At 59.4% G+C, this 16457-nt stretch carries 14 protein-coding genes; 6 read left to right on the top strand and 8 right to left on the bottom strand.

Annotation, left to right across the window (positions count from 1 at the left end):
• Positions 1 to 99 precede the first annotated feature (99 nt).
• Complete coding sequence (locus WAW39_RS24145; RefSeq protein ID WP_422321721.1) at positions 100 to 1557, top strand: sulfatase; 1458 nt, start codon at positions 100 to 102, stop codon at positions 1555 to 1557.
• Positions 1558 to 1640: 83 nt separating this feature from the next.
• Here WAW39_RS24145 and WAW39_RS24140 read toward each other — a convergent pair whose 3' ends face one another.
• On the bottom strand, positions 1641 to 2507 hold the full coding sequence (locus WAW39_RS24140; protein WP_422321720.1) for a M48 family metalloprotease: 867 nt from the start codon (positions 2505 to 2507) through the stop codon (positions 1641 to 1643).
• A gap of 62 nt (positions 2508 to 2569) precedes the next feature.
• Here WAW39_RS24140 and WAW39_RS24135 point away from each other — a divergent pair, with 62 nt between their 5' ends.
• The 3 genes from WAW39_RS24135 to WAW39_RS24125 all read left to right on the top strand — a co-directional run bounded on the left by WAW39_RS24135 (position 2570) and on the right by WAW39_RS24125 (position 7770).
• The gene (locus tag WAW39_RS24135) at positions 2570 to 3760 is read left to right on the top strand and encodes an AI-2E family transporter (RefSeq protein ID WP_422321719.1); all 1191 of its coding nucleotides are present in this window, start codon (positions 2570 to 2572) and stop codon (positions 3758 to 3760) included.
• Between the two features lie 188 nt (positions 3761 to 3948).
• Entirely contained in the window at positions 3949 to 6534 is a 2586-nt protein-coding gene (gene clpB / locus WAW39_RS24130; protein WP_422321718.1) for an ATP-dependent chaperone ClpB, read from the top strand.
• 117 nt (positions 6535 to 6651) lie between these two features.
• The gene (locus tag WAW39_RS24125) at positions 6652 to 7770 is read left to right on the top strand and encodes a TIR domain-containing protein (RefSeq protein WP_422321717.1); all 1119 of its coding nucleotides are present in this window, start codon (positions 6652 to 6654) and stop codon (positions 7768 to 7770) included.
• 70 nt (positions 7771 to 7840) lie between these two features.
• Here WAW39_RS24125 and WAW39_RS24120 read toward each other — a convergent pair whose 3' ends face one another.
• Genes WAW39_RS24120 through WAW39_RS24110 form a run of 3 tightly spaced genes read right to left on the bottom strand, consistent with a single transcriptional unit; the run spans position 7841 to position 9656 of the window.
• Positions 7841 to 8560, bottom strand: coding sequence for an AAA family ATPase (locus WAW39_RS24120; protein WP_422321716.1), 720 nt, complete (start codon positions 8558 to 8560; stop codon positions 7841 to 7843).
• Positions 8557 to 9144, bottom strand: coding sequence for a flavodoxin family protein (locus WAW39_RS24115; protein ID WP_422321715.1), 588 nt, complete (start codon positions 9142 to 9144; stop codon positions 8557 to 8559). Before WAW39_RS24115 ends, WAW39_RS24120 begins: the two co-directional genes overlap by 4 nt.
• Positions 9141 to 9656 carry a hypothetical protein gene (locus tag WAW39_RS24110; protein ID WP_422321714.1) on the bottom strand — a complete coding sequence of 172 codons (516 nt, stop codon included), beginning with the start codon at positions 9654 to 9656 and terminating at the stop codon, positions 9141 to 9143. The genes WAW39_RS24115 and WAW39_RS24110 overlap by 4 nt, the downstream gene beginning before the upstream one ends.
• A 36-nt stretch (positions 9657 to 9692) precedes the next feature.
• On the opposite strand from WAW39_RS24110, the gene WAW39_RS24105 reads away from it, so the two are divergent.
• A complete protein-coding gene (locus WAW39_RS24105) occupies positions 9693 to 11165 on the top strand; it encodes an arylsulfatase (protein WP_422321713.1) in 1473 nt (490 codons plus the stop codon).
• Here the strand turns inward: WAW39_RS24105 and WAW39_RS24100 are convergent.
• Positions 11148 to 11705 carry a DUF3592 domain-containing protein gene (locus tag WAW39_RS24100; RefSeq protein ID WP_422321712.1) on the bottom strand — a complete coding sequence of 186 codons (558 nt, stop codon included), beginning with the start codon at positions 11703 to 11705 and terminating at the stop codon, positions 11148 to 11150. The genes WAW39_RS24105 and WAW39_RS24100 overlap by 18 nt on opposite strands.
• Positions 11706 to 11721: 16 nt before the next feature.
• On the opposite strand from WAW39_RS24100, the gene recJ reads away from it, so the two are divergent.
• Complete coding sequence (gene recJ / locus WAW39_RS24095) at positions 11722 to 13452, top strand: single-stranded-DNA-specific exonuclease RecJ (protein WP_422321711.1); 1731 nt, start codon at positions 11722 to 11724, stop codon at positions 13450 to 13452.
• Here the strand turns inward: recJ and WAW39_RS24090 are convergent.
• From WAW39_RS24090 to WAW39_RS24080, 3 genes are read right to left on the bottom strand one after another with little or no spacing between them, the layout of a single operon-like run.
• The gene (locus WAW39_RS24090; RefSeq protein ID WP_422321710.1) at positions 13440 to 14033 is read right to left on the bottom strand and encodes a DUF1287 domain-containing protein; all 594 of its coding nucleotides are present in this window, start codon (positions 14031 to 14033) and stop codon (positions 13440 to 13442) included. The genes recJ and WAW39_RS24090 overlap by 13 nt on opposite strands.
• On the bottom strand, positions 14026 to 15234 hold the full coding sequence (locus WAW39_RS24085; RefSeq protein WP_422321709.1) for an amidohydrolase family protein: 1209 nt from the start codon (positions 15232 to 15234) through the stop codon (positions 14026 to 14028). The genes WAW39_RS24090 and WAW39_RS24085 overlap by 8 nt, the downstream gene beginning before the upstream one ends.
• Positions 15231 to 16412 carry a Gfo/Idh/MocA family protein gene (locus tag WAW39_RS24080; RefSeq protein ID WP_422321708.1) on the bottom strand — a complete coding sequence of 394 codons (1182 nt, stop codon included), beginning with the start codon at positions 16410 to 16412 and terminating at the stop codon, positions 15231 to 15233. The genes WAW39_RS24085 and WAW39_RS24080 overlap by 4 nt, the downstream gene beginning before the upstream one ends.
• Between the last annotated feature and the right edge of the window lie 45 nt (positions 16413 to 16457).

Here is a 16457-nt window from a genome sequence, read left to right as displayed (position 1 = left end):
TGCAGAATAGTAGTCAGGAAATGCGCGCACTGGCAAGCACTGCGGCATTTGGCTGCAAAAAAACTCGCCACATCAGCCCGCGTTTGCCACGATGCCCTCATGCGTCTGCTGCTCGCCCTTCTCCTCACCTCCCTCACTCTTTCCGCCGCCGATCAACGCCCACCGAATGTGGTGCTCATTCTGGTTGATGATCTGGGCTACGCCGATCTCGGCTGCTTTGGCGCGGAGAAGATCAAAACGCCGCACATGGACAGCATGGCATCGGAGGGGATGAAGTTCACCAGCTTCTACGTGGCTCAGGCTGTGTGCAGCGCCTCACGCGCGGCGCTGATGACCGGCTGCTACGCCAACCGCGTCGGCATGCAGGGTGCCTTGAATCACACGAGCAAGGAGGGCATCCATCCCGACGAATTCCTGCTGCCGGAGATGTGCAAGGCACGCGGCTACGCCACCGCCGCCTTCGGCAAATGGCACCTCGGCACCGACCTGCTGTTCAATCCCCTGCACAACGGCTTCGATGAATTCCTCGGCATTCCCTACTCTAACGACAACAGCAAATACCACCCCTCCCTGGCGCAGGAAATGCCGCCCCTGCCCTTCTACGATGGATTGAAGGTCATCGAAACCGACCCCGATCAAAGCCAGTTCACCCACCGCTTCACGGAGAAAGCAACAAGCTTCATCGAGCGCCACAAAGACCAGCCCTTCTTTCTCTACGTCCCCCACGTGATGCCACACGTCCCCATCTTTGCCTCCCCTGCCTTTCGCGGTAAATCCAGCGCCGGACTCTACGGCGACGTGGTGCAGGAGCTCGACGAGTCCGTGGGCCAAATCTTCGACACCCTCAAGCGTTGCGGCATCGATCAAAACACCCTAGTCATCCTCTTCTCCGACAACGGCCCTTTCCTCAGCTACGGCAATCACGCCGGCAACGCCAAGCCTCTGCGAGAAGGCAAGCTCACTACCTTCGAGGGCGGCGTGCGCAGCCCCTTCATCGCCCGCTGGCCCGGCCATGTTCCCGCCGCTCAGGTTTGCGATGAACCGGTGATGGAAATCGACCTGCTGCCAACCATCGCCACCTTGATCGGCGGAAAACTCTCCGAGCGCAAAATCGACGGCCAAAACATCCTCCCTCTGCTGGAAGGAAAACCAGGCGCCAAGTCCCCGCATGAAGCGCTGGCCTTCTACGGCGGCGATGAACTCCAGGCCCTCCGCAGCGGCCCGTGGAAACTGCACTTCCCACACCCCTACATCACCGTGGATGGCGAACCGGGCCGCGATGGCAAACCAGCGCGCTTTGGCCAGATGAAACCCAAGGCGATCACCCAGAGCGGCATCGCCGGCATTGCCTCCCGCCACGGCTACCGCGTCGAAAACATCGGCCTGTCACTCTACAATCTCACTGACGATCCCGGTGAGACGCATGACGTCGCAAAAGATCACCCCGAGATCGTGGAACGCCTCCAAAAGCTCGCCGAACCCACCCGCAAGGAACTGGGCGACACCCTGCTAAAAATCAAAGGCACCGAAAACCGCCCGCTGGGTCTGGCTCCTTGATATAACGCGACAGCGTCCCCGGACTGCGGCGCTTCAGCGCCGCTCTCGAGCGTCCCTTCCCATCAAGCAAACACCACCAATCCTCACCGAGCCGCCGCCCGCTCCTTCGCAATGGCCTCGCGAATACGTTCCATCCGATTTGCAGGACTCGGATGCGAGCTCATAAAATCCGACCCGTTCGCGCCACCGCTGACTTGGGCCAGGATTTCCATCACGCCAATCAGCGCTTCCGGATTGTAGCCCGCCTGCATCATGAACCGCACGCCGAGCGCATCGGATTCCGATTCGTCATCCCGGCTGAACTTCATCACGCGCCATTGCGCCACCATGTTGGCAATCTGCGCCCCCGAGTTGTTGTGCCCGTCGGAAAGCAGCACGCCAAGCCCCTGCGCCAGACCGCTCCAGAGCTGGGAATTCGCCATCTGCTCGTTCGAATGGCGGCCCACCACGTGCCCCATCTCATGCCCCAGCACACCCGCGAGTTGGTCTTCAGACTTCAGTCGGCGAAACAACGCCTCGGTGATGAAAATCTGCCCGCCGGGCAGCGCAAACGCGTTCACTGTTTCGGTGTCGGCCAGCAGATGAAACTTAAACTGATACGAGGTCTCCCTCGCTGCGGTGGAGGCGATCAAGCGCGCGCCCACCCGGTCCACCAGCGCCCGGCCCTTGGCATCACGCGAGAGCCCGCCGCTTTCCCGGATCATCTGCGGCGCTGATTGCAGCCCCAGGGCGATCTCCTCCTGCGGCGTGGCCAGCGCGAGTGCTTGCTTCCTGCCAGTGAACTCATTTTGATAAGAGGTGGTGGCGATCCAGTGGTAAAGCAATGAACCAACGATGATGAGCAGCCCCAGGATGATGCGCGGGTTGATGCTTGGGCCGTTGCCTCGCCGGTCCTCTCCAAAGACGGAAATGCGGTTTGTATTTATGAGTCTGCGAAATGTGGAGATCATGGATCGCTTTATACTTCATGGAAAATTCTTGAGCCAGCAGGTATTTTGCGGCATGGCAGCTCATGTCGTTGTTTCAGGATCATGATCAGACGGTGGATTGGGGCCGCAAAGGCTCGCAGGCGGTTGTGACGCTGGCATGCCTGTTTGTCGTTCTCACCGGCCTGAAGGTCGCCGCCAATGTGCTGGTGCCCATCGTTTACGCCTTCTTCCTCGCGGTGCTCAGCTACCCGATGGTGCGCTGGCTCCGCAGACACAAAGTCCCCGCGGGCCTCGCCTTGGGCATCACCATGCTGATGAATCTCGGCTTCCTTGCGGGCATGGTCACGGTAGGCGTGCGCTTGCTCATCAGCTTCTGGAGAGATCTGCCGCATTATCTGCGCGGCTTGGAGAAGTATTCGAATGACCTCGGAGCCTGGCTCGAACTCAAGGGCGTGGCTGACGCCAAGACAATGCTGGGCGGTGTCTTCGACTGGAACACCCTCATCGGCTACGCCACCAAGCAGGATGTGATGGGAAACCTCACCGGGTTGCTGGGCACCACCTTCGGCACCCTGGCCACTTTCCTCGCCAGCCTCATCATGATCATCATCGTCATGATGTTCATCCTCATGGAGGCCCATGGCACCCAGAGCCGTCTGCAAGCCGTGCAACTCTCCGGCGGCCCGGATCTCACCGGCCTCATGCGCAGCGCGGACGACATCCAGAAGTACCTCGGCGTCAAAACACTCATCAGCGCACTCACCGGCCTGCTCGCAGGCTTCTGGTGCTGGTTCTTCGATCTCCACTACCCGCTTCTCTGGGCCCTGCTGGCGTTCTTGTTCAACTACATCCCCGCCGTGGGCAGCACCGCCGCCTGCGTGCCCGCCATTGTGGAGGCACTGGTGCAGCACGGCCCCGGCACCGCCGTCTTCGTCGGCATCGGCTACGGCGGCATCAATTTCTTCCTCGATAACTTCGTGCAGCCCACCATGCTCGGCAATCGCTTCGGCATCTCGCCGCTGGTGGTCATTCTCTCCGTCATCTTTTGGGGCTGGCTCTGGGGCCCGCTGGGCATGTTCCTGGCCGTGCCTCTCACCATGGTTCTCAAGGTGCTGCTCGACAACAACATCGAATTCAAGTGGATCTCCGTCGCCATGTCCAAGAAGAAAGTGCGCCATGGAGAAGTGGAGGTGGCGGGCTATGACCTCCAAATGAACGAAGAAGAAACCATCGGCAGCGGCGCGAGCACGGAGATGCCAGGGCGGGACAAATAAGCAGCCAAACTGGGCTGCACACCTGTGCCACTTCGACCTTTCATTGTGCCAGTGATGCACTCAAAAGGGGACCGGGAAACGTATTAAAAAGTGGCCTAACCTAGACAAATCAGGCGTAGCAGCCCATGCCATGCCTGTGGCATGCTTCCAGCAAGAAAGTCCGAGAAACAACCATTCTCCCACCCACCATGTCTCCCGAAAAATTCACCGTTAAGCTCCAGGAAGCCTTCAATGCCTCACAGTCCATCGCCACGCGCCATGGGCATCAGGAGTTGAAGCCGAGTCACCTCATCCTCGCCTTGCTTGAGCAGGAGGGTGGCATCGCCACGCCCCTGTTTTCAAAAGCGGCGGTGAACCCGGCCGCCGCCCAAAATTTGCAGCCTGGCATCGAAGCCCTCCTCGCCCGCCAGCCCAAAGTCAGCGGCGGCACCAGCGGCCTGCATCTCTCCAATGAGATGCGCGAGCTCATGACCAAGGCCGAGGACGAGCAGAAAAAGCTCAAGGATGAATACCTCAGCGTCGAGCACGTCATCCTCGCCCTCTTCAAAACGAAAACTGAGCTGTCCGATCTTCTCAAGCAGGCCGGCCTCACCTACGACACCGTTTCCAAAGCCCTCACCGCCGTGCGCGGCAGCCAGCGCGTGGTGGATCAGGACCCCGAAGGCAAATACCAAACCCTCGAAAAATACGGCACCGATCTCACCGCCCGTGCCAAGCAGGGCAAGATTGATCCCGTGATCGGCCGCGATGAAGAAATCCGCCGCGTCATGCAGGTGCTCAGCCGCCGCACCAAGAACAACCCCGTGCTCATCGGTGAGCCCGGCGTCGGCAAGACCGCCATCGCCGAAGGCCTCGCACGCCGCATCGTCGCGGGTGACGTGCCCGATTCCCTCAAGGGCAAACGACTCATCAGCATGGACCTCGGCGGCATGATGGCCGGGGCGAAGTTCCGTGGCGAATTCGAGGAGCGCCTCAAAGCCTTCCTCAAAGAAGTCACCTCCAGCGAAGGCGAGATCATCCTCTTCATTGATGAGCTCCACACCATCGTCGGCGCCGGCAAAGGCGAAGGTGCCATGGATGCGGGCAATCTGCTCAAGCCCCAGCTCGCCCGTGGTGAACTGCGCTGCATCGGCGCGACCACCCTCGACGAATACCGCAAATACATCGAGAAAGACCCCGCCCTGGAGCGTCGCTTCCAGCCGGTGAAAGTCGGCGAACCCAGCGTGGAAGACACCATCGCCATCCTGCGCGGTTTGAAGGAGCGCTATGAAGTCCACCACGGCGTGCGCATTCAAGACGGTGCCATCATCGCCGCCGCCACCCTGAGCAATCGCTACATCACTGATCGCTTCCTGCCAGACAAGGCCATCGACCTCGTGGACGAAGCCGCCAGCCGCATCAAGATCGAGCTCGACTCCATGCCCACCGAGATCGACGTCATCGAACGTCAGGTCATGCAGGGCGAGATGGAGCGCCAGGCGCTGAAAAAGGAAAAAGACGCCGCATCCAAGGCCCGCCTCGAAAAACTCGACAAGGAGATCGCCGATCTCAAAGAAAACTCCTCCGCCCTCAAAGCCCAGTGGATGAAGGAAAAGGAATCCGTCGATGCCGGCCGCAAGGTGAAGGAGGAGATCGACCGCCTGCGCACCGAGCTGGAACAAGCCCAGCGCCGTGGCGACTTCGGTCGCGCCGGTGAGATTCAATACGGCCTCATTCCCGATCTCGAAAAGAAGCTCAGCGCCGCCCCCGTCGAAGCCTCGCAGCCGCGCTCAGCTCACTCCTTGCTGCGTGAAGAAGTCACCGAGGACGACATCGCCCGCGTCGTTGCCAATTGGACCGGCATCCCCGTCTCACGCCTCCAGGAAGGCGAGCGCTCCAAGCTCGTGAAAATGGAGGAGCGCCTCAGCCAGCGCGTCATCGGCCAGAAGGACGCCATCACCGCCGTCAGCAATGCCGTGCGCCGTGCGCGTGCCGGCATTCAGGATGAGAACCGCCCCATCGGCAGCTTCCTCTTCCTCGGCCCCACCGGCGTCGGCAAGACCGAGCTCTGCAAAGCCCTCGCCGAATTCCTCTTCGACGACGACAGCGCCATGACCCGCATCGACATGAGCGAATACATGGAGAAGCACAGCGTCAGCCGCCTCATCGGCGCGCCTCCCGGCTACGTCGGTTACGAAGAAGGCGGCCAGCTCAGCGAAACCGTCCGCCGCCGCCCCTACAGCGTCGTGCTCTTCGATGAAGTCGAAAAAGCCCACCCCGATGTCTTCAACGTCCTGCTTCAAGTCCTCGACGACGGCCGCATCACCGACGGCCAGGGCCGTACGGTCGATTTCAAAAACACGGTCCTCATCATGACCAGCAACATCGGCAGCAACGCCATCCAGGACGTCAGCAATCCTGAGCAGCGCGATGCCCTCGTCCGCGACAGCCTCAAGCAGTTCTTCCGCCCCGAGTTCCTCAACCGCATCGACGAGATCGTCATCTTCGACCGCCTCGACGCCGCTCAGCTCGACCAGATCGTCAAGATCCAGCTCCAGCGCGTCATCGACCGCCTCGCCAAGCAGAACATCCACCTCACCGTCACCGACGACACCACCCGCTACCTCGCCGACGCCGGCTTCGATCCCGTCTTCGGTGCCCGCCCCCTCAAACGCGCCATCCAAAAACACCTCCTCGATCCGCTGTCACTGGCGGTCCTCGAAGGCGGCTTCAAAGACGGCGACCACATCACCGCCACGATGAAAAACGGGAAGGTGGAGTTTGTGAAGAAGTGACGAAGTGCGGAATAAAATCGAGGCAAGCTGTCGAGGACAATTGAAGAATTTACTCGCAACTTGCCATTCGATTCATTGCCGATAGGCTTCATCAAGCACGCCGCCCATCTCGTTCCAATGCCGTCAAATGCTACAGTAGTAAGAGAAGAATTGATCGATATCGTCAGAAAACTGGACGCCACCATTGATTCACCGAAATTGAAGAAGCTTGAGGAGGCGGGGGAGCGGCTCAAAAAAGTTGGCAACGATGCAGACCGCGCCTTTTCCGGATCGTGGATGGGTGACCATTCAACCATTTACTATAAGGGGATCAAACAACCGCCTCCTGGAGCGTCATTTGACTCTGAATGGGGGCTTGTACATGGCGTTCAAGATGGCTGGCTATTATATGACCCTCATGAATTGAAGCTCTTAATGTACGAAAATGCGGAGATTGAAGATCGGGATGCATTGAATCTCAGTGTTGAATCGACGTGTGACTCATTTGCCGATTCAAGATCCGCCATCATTTCTTGCCTTTCAGTTTATGCCCAGAGCAATACAGATCGGTTTCTTGATGGAATTCGAACTGAGGTTGAGGGCAAGAGCCTGCCCTCCAAGACGACCTTTATTGAGTTGCGGCGACCAAAATCATTTTTTACGCGCGACTCTTCGGCTGTTTCACAGGGACAGCGAATACCACCTCATATGCATATACTAAGCGAGGCATTCCGAATTGTAGCGATTCTCAATGCTAATCGCCATTTGCGAAGGCTTGCAGCAAACGCGGCCTCACATCTTGATAGAGTTCAATCTATGACTGAGACAAAAGCGAAGACAGGAACCACGGTTTTCATAGGCCACGGCAGATCACAACTATGGAGACAATTAAAGGACTTCATTCAAGATCGACTTCATTTGCCGTACGATGAATTCAATCGGGTTTCACCCGCAGGAACCACGACAGTTGCAAGACTTGAATCCATGCTCGACGAGGCATGTTTCGCCTTTCTTATTTTGACAGCGGAAGATGAGCTGAGCGATCTTACGAAGCATCCGCGAATGAATGTAGTTCATGAGCTGGGATTATTTCAGGGACGTCTCGGTTTCAGTAGGGCTATAATCCTGAAGGAGGAAGGATGTGCTGAATTCAGCAATATTATCGGTTTAACTCACATTTCCTTTCCTTCTGGAAATATACAGGCGTGTTTTGAGCAAATCCGACAGGTGCTCGAACGGGAAGGCCTTTTGAAATAGTACCTCCCGAAAATACTCTGGAGGACATCAAGAAGCGTCGCATTGTTACCCCTCACTCCTTCGATGCCATCTACTTCCGCCGCGCTCTCTTCGGCTTCTCCGGCACCAGCGTCATCTGCGGCGTCACCTTGATGCCCATGCGCTTGTAATAGTCGAGCATCTCCTCCGTCGCCTCCCGGCTGGCTTCGAGGCCAATGCGCACCATCTCCGACATGTTCATCGGCGGAACCTCCTGAAGTTGAGTGGAAGCAAGCATGGTTTGGAGCTGTTCGAGGGTGTGCGTGCTGCTGTCCGCAATCTGACGATGCGGTGGTGAGGCATTGTCCCACATCACCCACTCATCGGCAAGTGGCACATAATCCGCGATGAAATGCTTTCTGCTCCTTTCAAACCTTCGGCGCACATCATCCTCAGGCACGTGATGGCCGCCGATTTTGACACGCAGCGCCACGCGCCCGACGGCCTGATCGCCCGAGCCAATCATGATGTAGTGCAGCAGAAAGCGGTAGCCCTGCGCCTTCGCCTCCCGAATCATGGCGACATACGTTTTGCCGCTAAGCGTGGACTCAATCGCAAAGCTGGCCTTGGCTGCGATCAAACCACGCGCCTCCTCAATCAGCAGCCTCCCAGCCTTGAAGGCCGTGAGGCTCGGATCCAGCGGCGAGAGACCACGCGCAATTTCATCGGCATTGAGAAACCGCATCAGTCCGAGGCGCGGCAGCAGCTTGCGCGCCAGCGTGGTTTTGCCTGCCCCATTGCAACCACCAAGAATGCAGAGTGTCGGTGTCATGACGGTTTAGTATGATCTTCCACAAAATCACTCGGACACAGCCGCTTCACCCCCTTCGTCAGCGGATTCTGATCCTTGCGCCCATGCACATACAGCGCCGTCCACTCCGCTAGCCGACGCCCGAGAATGCAACACGCCTCCTGCGTCTCCTCCTCTCGTGGAGCCTTTGAAGCCACAGCCCCATAGTGCAGCGTCATCTTCTTGCCCGCGTAATCCGTCACGCCAAAGACCAGAAACCCAAAATTCATCAGCACCGTCAGAATCGACTGACACGCCAGCTCCATGCCCCCGCCCCAGCCGCCTGCGCTGCTGAAAGCACACGCGATCTTCCCATCCACCTCCAGCCACTTGTCCGCCATCGTCTCATCCCAGAAGCGCTTCATCTTCCACGACAGAATGCCCATGTTCGTCGGACTGCCCACCGCAAGCCCATCACACCAAACGACATCCTCCGCCGTCGCCTCATCCACATGCCTCACCCGCACCTCAGTCTCCGGCACCTGCTGCACTCCTTCCGCCACCAGCGCAGCCATCTTGGCGACATTGCCGCTGCGGGAATCATAGAGGACAAGGATCTGGTTCATGGCGGAAGATCAGTAAAAGGGCGCGCTGCACACACACGCAGATGTTCGATGATAGACTCCCGGCGGCCAGGATAAAAATGATCGCCAAAACTGAAAAGGGCATTGGCCAGCCATAGCAGTCCCCAGCCACCTAGAGGAATAATGACCGTCCAGACCATCAGCAAAGAAAACAAAAGGATGACACCACAATAGAATGCCATGAATCCCTGGACAAAGCGGTTGTGTGACATGCATCCGACAATCCGGCTCCCTCCCTCGGCGGCTTCAACCCTCCCGCGAAACAGAGGCTCAAAATCATCACGCATGTACGGGCATTTCCAGCGGACGCGGATGGTGCTCCCAATCACGTTGCCTTGCGCCGACCCCGGACTCATCGAGAAGGTCTCCCCGAAAGATGCGTAGATGCGATACAGCAAATCCTCTGGCGGCATACCAGACAAAATGACTGTCTCAGGCCCGTCCTCAAAAAACTGACGCACCTTCGGAGGCAGCAACCGCCAAAGACTTTGCATGAATCCATGATGCTCTCACGCTAGATCCCTCTTTTCATGAAGCAACCCACCAGTTCCAGCGTTTGGATGGAACTCATGAAGTCGCTTTTCATCCTCACCTTGCTTCTCCTCGGCACCTTTGCCCACGCAGCGGACAAGCCAAACATCATCTACATCCTGGCCGATGACATGGGCTACGGCGATGCCGGCTGCTTCGGTCAAAAAACCCTGACCACGCCAAACCTCGACAAGATGGCCGCTGAGGGCATGAAGTTCACCCGCATGTACACTGGCTGCACCGTCTGCGCGCCTTCCCGCTGCGTGCTCATGACCGGCCTGCACACCGGCCACTGCCGCGTGCGCGGCAATGGTGAAGGCCACATCCCGGACGAAGACCTCACTCTGCCCAAGGTGCTGAAGTCCGCCGGCTATCACACCGCCTGCATCGGCAAATACGGCCTCGGCAAACCGCTCCCGCTCGACGATCCCCAGCGAAAAGGCTTCGATGAATCCTTTGGCTACGTCGGCACCAGCCACGCGCACAACTTCTACACCAAGGCCCTCGTTCGAAACGGCAAGATCGTGGACCTGCCCAACACCGTCATCCCCGGTTCATTCAAGGATGCGCATGATTATTCCGACAGCGATCTCGTCGGCACCGGCGTGGCCCCGCTGGACGGCCGCAAAGCCTGGGTCCCCCAGTTCCTCGCCGACGATGTGCAGCGCTATCTCGGTGAGCGCGCCAAAGCCAAGGATCCCTTCTTCCTCTACTACGCCTTCAACATCCCCCACGCCAACAACGAAGCCGGCAAGAACTCGCCCCTGGGCCACGGCATGGAATCCCCCGACTACGGCGAATTCAAAGACAAAGACTGGCCCGACGCCGAGAAAGGCTTCGCCCAGTTCATGCGCTTCCTCGACAACGAAGTCGGCAAGGTCCTGTCTCGCCTCAAAGAACTCGGCCTCGCAGAAAACACCCTCGTCATGTTCTCCAGCGACAACGGCCCCCATCAGGAAGGCGGCCATCAAAGCGACTTCTTCAACAGCAACGGCAACTTCAAAGGCATCAAACGCGACATGACCGACGGCGGCATCCGCGAGCCCTTCATCGCCTGGTGGCCCGGCAAGGTCAAAGCTGGCGCAGTGAGCGATCACGTCAGCGGCTTCCAGGATCTCCTGCCCACCGTGGCCGAACTCAGCGGTGCGAAGATCACAGCCGAAACCGACGGCATTTCCTTCGCGCCCACCCTCCTCGGCAAATCAGGCCAGCAGCAGCACTCGCACCTCTACTGGGCTTTCGATGAACAGGGTGGCAAACTCGCCGTGCTGAAGTGGCCTTGGAAGCTGATCCATCTCAACACCGGAGCCACGCCGAAAAACACCAAAGCCAAGGGCAAACCCAAACCTCTCGAAAAACTCCTCTACAATCTCGAAACAGACATCGGCGAAGAAAAGAATCTCGCCGCAGAGAAACCCGAGATCGTCGCAGAGCTGGAAAAGCTCATGCAGTCCTCATGGCGCGCGCCGTAGCGCACCCCGCAGCATGCCAAAGCCCCCGAGCACAAACAGCAGCGGAAACCAAATGGAATACAGCGCCGCACGCGAGCCATGCTGCAGCACGGCTTCATCCGGCGCCGCCGGATTCACAAAGCAGGTCTGATTCGATCCCGTTGGATACTGCTGCTGCTTCTGCACCGCGTCATCGAAATGCAGCGTCGGCGCGGCTTCCACCTGGCGAATGCGCATGCTGCTGTGCTTCACACCCTGCACCTCATATTCGTAGCGCACTTCCACCCGGTGCGCAGGATCTGAGTGCGGCGTCGGCCTCTCGCTCACGATGCGGGATGAAAGGATGCGGCATGGAATCTGCGACCACTGCCGCGTGATTTGTGCCTTCTCATATGACAACCACATCCGCCACGCAAAGAACGATCCTGCCACGATGAGGAACAAACCCATCGTGCAAAGCCACAAGCGGCCTGATTGAGATGCAAATTGATTCTGCGACATGCGTTCGGGAAGCAGGCTTTGACTACGCTTCACGCGTGTTCCATACAGAGATGTATTCATCTCGCAAATATTCCACATGTCTGAACCTGCTCCCATTTCGATACGTCCGCCACGCTGGCTGCTGAAGCCCGCCGTGGAGGGCGCTGCCGAGCTGGCGGCAGACATGGGGCTGTCTCCACTCATGGCGCAGCTTCTCGTGCAGCGCGGCCTTACCTCCGTGGAATCGGCGCGCGACTTCCTCGTGCCAAAGCTCGCCACCCTCGGCGATCCCACCGTTCTGCCCGAAATGATTCCCGCCGTGGCTCGCATTCTGCGCGCGGTTGATGAAAAACAAAGTGTCGTGCTTTATGGCGACTACGATGTGGATGGCGTCACGTCGATGGCGCTGATGCATCTCATCTTGAAGGCCTACGGCCTCGAAACGCATCTCTTCCTCCCCACGCGCATGGAGGAAGGCTACGGCCTGAGTCACGATGGCATCGCCAAATGCTACGAGCAGTTCGGCAAACCTGACCTTTTCATCGCGCTCGATTGCGGCACCACCTCCTTGAAAGAAGTCGCCAAACTGCGCGCCGACGGCGTGGACTGCGTCATCATCGATCACCATGAGCTCTCCCCGCAGGGTCGTCCTGAATGCCTCGCGCTGGTAAATCCCAAGCTCGGCAAAGACTACCACTACTTCTGCACCGCCGGTCTTGTGTTCAAAGTCTCGCACGCCCTGCTGAAGGCGCGCATGATCGAAAGCTATGATCTCAAGGAAACGCTCGATCTCGTGGCTCTCGGCACCGTGGCAGACCTCGTCCCGCTCATTGATGAAAACCGCCTGCTCGTACGGCGCGGTCTCGAAGCTCTCGCACAAACGACACGCCATGGCCTGAAAGCCTTGAAGCAGATCGCCGGTGTGGAAGGCCTCGTGCAGACCCATCACGTGGGCTTTCGCCTCGGCCCCCGATTGAATGCAGCGGGCCGGCTCGACACCGCAGCCACCGCCCTGCAGCTGCTCCTTGCGACAGACGCCACCAAAGGCGCCGCACTGGCTGAACTGCTCGAAGCCCACAACAAGGACCGTCAAAACGTGGAGCAGCAGGTGCACCTCGAAGCCGAGGCCATGCTCGCCAACATCGGCGAAATCGACAAGGTTTCCGCCATCGTACTGGCCTCGCGCAAATGGCATCCGGGAGTGATCGGCATTGTAGCCTCACGCATCTCGCGGCTGTGCCACCGCCCCACGATCCTCGTGTCCATCAACGAAGATGGCATCGGCAAGGGCAGCGGACGCAGCATTCCTGGCTTTTCGCTCGTCGAAGCCATCGACATTTGCCGCGATCACCTGCTCGGCGGCGGCGGCCACGCGATGGCGGCCGGCATCTCCGTCCATGAAGACAAGATCGACTCCTTCCGTGCGGCGTTTCAGGTGGCCGCACGCGACGCCCTGAGCAAGGAAGCCATGACCGCCCTGCTGGAACTCGATGCCGAGGTCAAGCTGCGCGACCTCTCACTGAGTTTCTTCGAAAGCTACAAGCTCCTCGAACCCTTCGGCCAAAAAAATCCAGAGCCCCTCTTTCTCTGCCGCAATGTGAAGCCCAAGCTGCCGGGCCGCACCATGAAAGAGAAGCACCTGCGCATCATCCTCACGCAGGAAGGCGCCTCCATGGAGGCCCGCTGGTTCAATGCGCCCATTGGCAATCTCCCCCCCGCCCCATGGGATGTCGCCATGCGCATCCAGCGCGGCTGGTTCCGTGGCACGGAGCAGTGGCAGCTCACGCTGGAGGCGGTTCGCACCGCTGAATCCGTTCAGCGTGGGTGAAACCGGTAGTGCCCCGTGATCGGAAACTCAAACAGCCGGCTCTCATGCTTGGGTCCCTGGCCGATGTTGTGGACAATCCAGGGCGTCGTACCGCCATCCGCCGCCGGCACCACGATCGCAATGTGCGGCAGCCTGCCCGCAACCGTGCAGGTGATCAGATCCCCCGGCAGATAATCTGCGGCATTTTGCGTCACCGGCAGGGCCGCCCCACGCCGCTTGAAGAAGGTCTGCAAATTCGGCACACGCCGGTGATCAATGTTTTTGTCCGTTGAACTCAGCCCCCAGTCCTTCGGATACGCCGCAAACGCCCGCCGCATGTCCTCATGCACCAGCTTTTGCAGATCAATGCCCAGCGCCCGGTAGCTGCGGATGACTTCATCCGTGCACACCCCCGTATCGGCAGGCACATCGCCATTGGGATAATCCAGCACCACATAGGCGGGATCGTAGCGCACCGTATGCTGCACGCGCTCCAGCGCCGCCTTCACCAACCGCTCCGCAAAGGATGGCGCACCAGTCTGCGCACTGCATACCAGAACGCAGGCCAAAAACAGGAAGCTGAGTCGAAAGAGGTTATTCATGCCCCACTTCGACACCGCCGATGAAAGTCCGTTGAACTTCCAGCCGCCGGTTGAGCACCAGCACATCCGCCAGCTTCCCCTTCTCCAGACTTCCGCACGTTTTTCCCATCCCCGTCCGCTCCGCCGGCGTCAGGCTCGCCATGCGCACCGCATCCGGCAGCGTGGCCGAGGTGCTCTTCTTCATATGCCGCACCATGTGGTCCAGCCCCATTACTGAACTCGCCAGCCCCTCTCCCGGCACAAATCCCACCCGGCCATCGCTCTCAAAAAACGAGCCGTCATCCTCCGACCCAAACCGGTAGCGCCCCGGCGGCATGTCCATCGCACGGTTGCAGTCTGTCACCAGGCACAGCCGCTGCGCCCCCTTCATGCGAAAGGCGAAATCCAGCAGCTCCGGCGCCAGGTGCATGCCATCAGCAATGACCTCCGTGCTCATTTCCGCCGTGGCGAGGACGAACTGCTCCATGCTCGCCTGCATCGGCGTGCCAAATCGACTGCGCAGGGAGGCCACCGAGCTCATCGCGCACCAAAAATGATCCACATGCCGCATCCCAGCCTTGAAGGCACTCGCCATCTCCGCCCAGTTGGCATTCGAATGCCCGCAGGTGATCAGGCAGCGCTTCTTGCGCGCCATCTGATAAAACGCCTCAGCCCCCGGAAGCTCCGCCGCACACGTGGCGATTCGCACCAGATCATCCCGAAACCACCGCGCATACTCCTCCGCTTCTGGCGCACGCCGCCCTTCACGCGAGTGGCACCCCACCTTGTCTGGCGCAAAATACGGCCCATACAAATGCACCCCGGCAATGCGTGATCCATGCCCCGGCTCCCAGCTTCGCTGCGCCTGTCGGCACGCTCCCAGCATCGCCATGATCTGCACCGGCGCGCCCGTCGTGGTCGTGGGAAAAATCGAAGTGGTGCCATGCCGCGCATGCACCTTCAGGGCCGTGCGCACCGCCGGCACCGTGCCGTCCATGAAATCAGCCCCCGCACCGCCATGCACATGAATGTCGATGAACCCCGGACTGATGTAGCCACGCTTGGCATCCACCACGACCGCGTTCTTCGGCGCAGCGATGCCCTTGCCCACGGCCTTGATCCTGCCGCGTTCACACAGCACAGCTCCATCCGCGATCAACCTGTCCGGCAGGATGAGCGTGCCGTTTTGGATGAGCAGCGGTTGGGCAGGCGGCTTTTTCATAGCAGCGTGAGCGGATTGACGCGTGTCTTCAGCGGAAACGTCACCCGCTGACCATTCATCCGGTGGGATTCAAAGATGGCGCTCACCATCTCAATGGTCTCACGCCCCTGCTTCGCATCAATCAGCGGTGCCCGGTTTTCCCGGATCGCGGCGATCAGATCCAGCCCTGCGGTTTCATGACTGGCAACCTGAGCCCCAAGATTGGCAATAGGTTCCGGCTTGTTAACACCACCCGTAGTGATGGGCTGCCACTGGCGCGGCTCTTTGACGGCGGGATTGAATGGACTGCCGAGACAGATGTGAGCCACCGGCTCCTTGTCGATGCGGAAATCGATGACGCCTTTGGTCCCAATGATCTGCAGGCCAAAACCCGCCTCTTTCGTGCCGGCACTTTGCACCGAATCAAAAAACATGGGCACGCCATTCGCCAGCTCAAACCTCGCATGCACCTCGTTGCCCGCCAGCGCACCGATGCCTTCATCCCCCTCCTTCACATCCGTCTTCGTGATCGGCTTGCCATCCTGCATCACCACGGCGCTGCACGCCTGCGGTGCTCCTCCAAAATACGTCGCGAGGTTGAACAGATGCGTGCCCAGCACCCAGAGATCCAGCGAGCCACCCCGCGTGTCCTCCTTGCCCCGCCCCCGCATTTCCAGCACCCGGCCGATCACACCGTCCTGGATCAGTTTTGCAATCACCGGCAGCACCGGATGGTACCGGTTGCGGTGCGCGATGGCGATCTTCGTCCCCGCCTTCTCAGCAGCGGCGATGATTTCATCCGCTTCCGCCAGGCTGCGGCAAAAAGGTTTTTCAATGTAGATGCCACGCGCCCCCGCCTGAATCGCCGCCAGCAGCATATCGCGATGCTGGTCAATGTGACGCGGACCGATGGCAACGATGTCCGGCTTCACCTCGCTGAGCATGGCGCGGTAGTCGGCAAAGCCCTTTTCAACCGCCAGCTTCTTCAGCTCGGCCTTGAGCCCCTTGTCATCCGCATCCGCCACCGCCACGATTTCGACGGCAGGAATTTTGAGCCACAGGGTGTCGAGGCCGTGGCCAAAGTTGCCACGTCCGGTGTGACCGATGACGGCAACACGAAGTTTGGAGTCAGCCGCAGCAGCAAAGCTGGAAGCAGCGAAAACAGCAGGCAGAGAGGCGAGAAGATGGCGGCGGTTCATGCGAATTCATGAACGTCACCAGCATGTCCAAACACGCAATCAGAT

Source organism: Prosthecobacter sp., assembly GCF_049294395.1.
GTDB lineage: Bacteria > Verrucomicrobiota > Verrucomicrobiia > Verrucomicrobiales > Verrucomicrobiaceae > Prosthecobacter.
The sequence above is the reverse complement of the archived record's forward strand: the minus strand, read 5'-3'. Positions and strand labels throughout refer to the sequence as shown.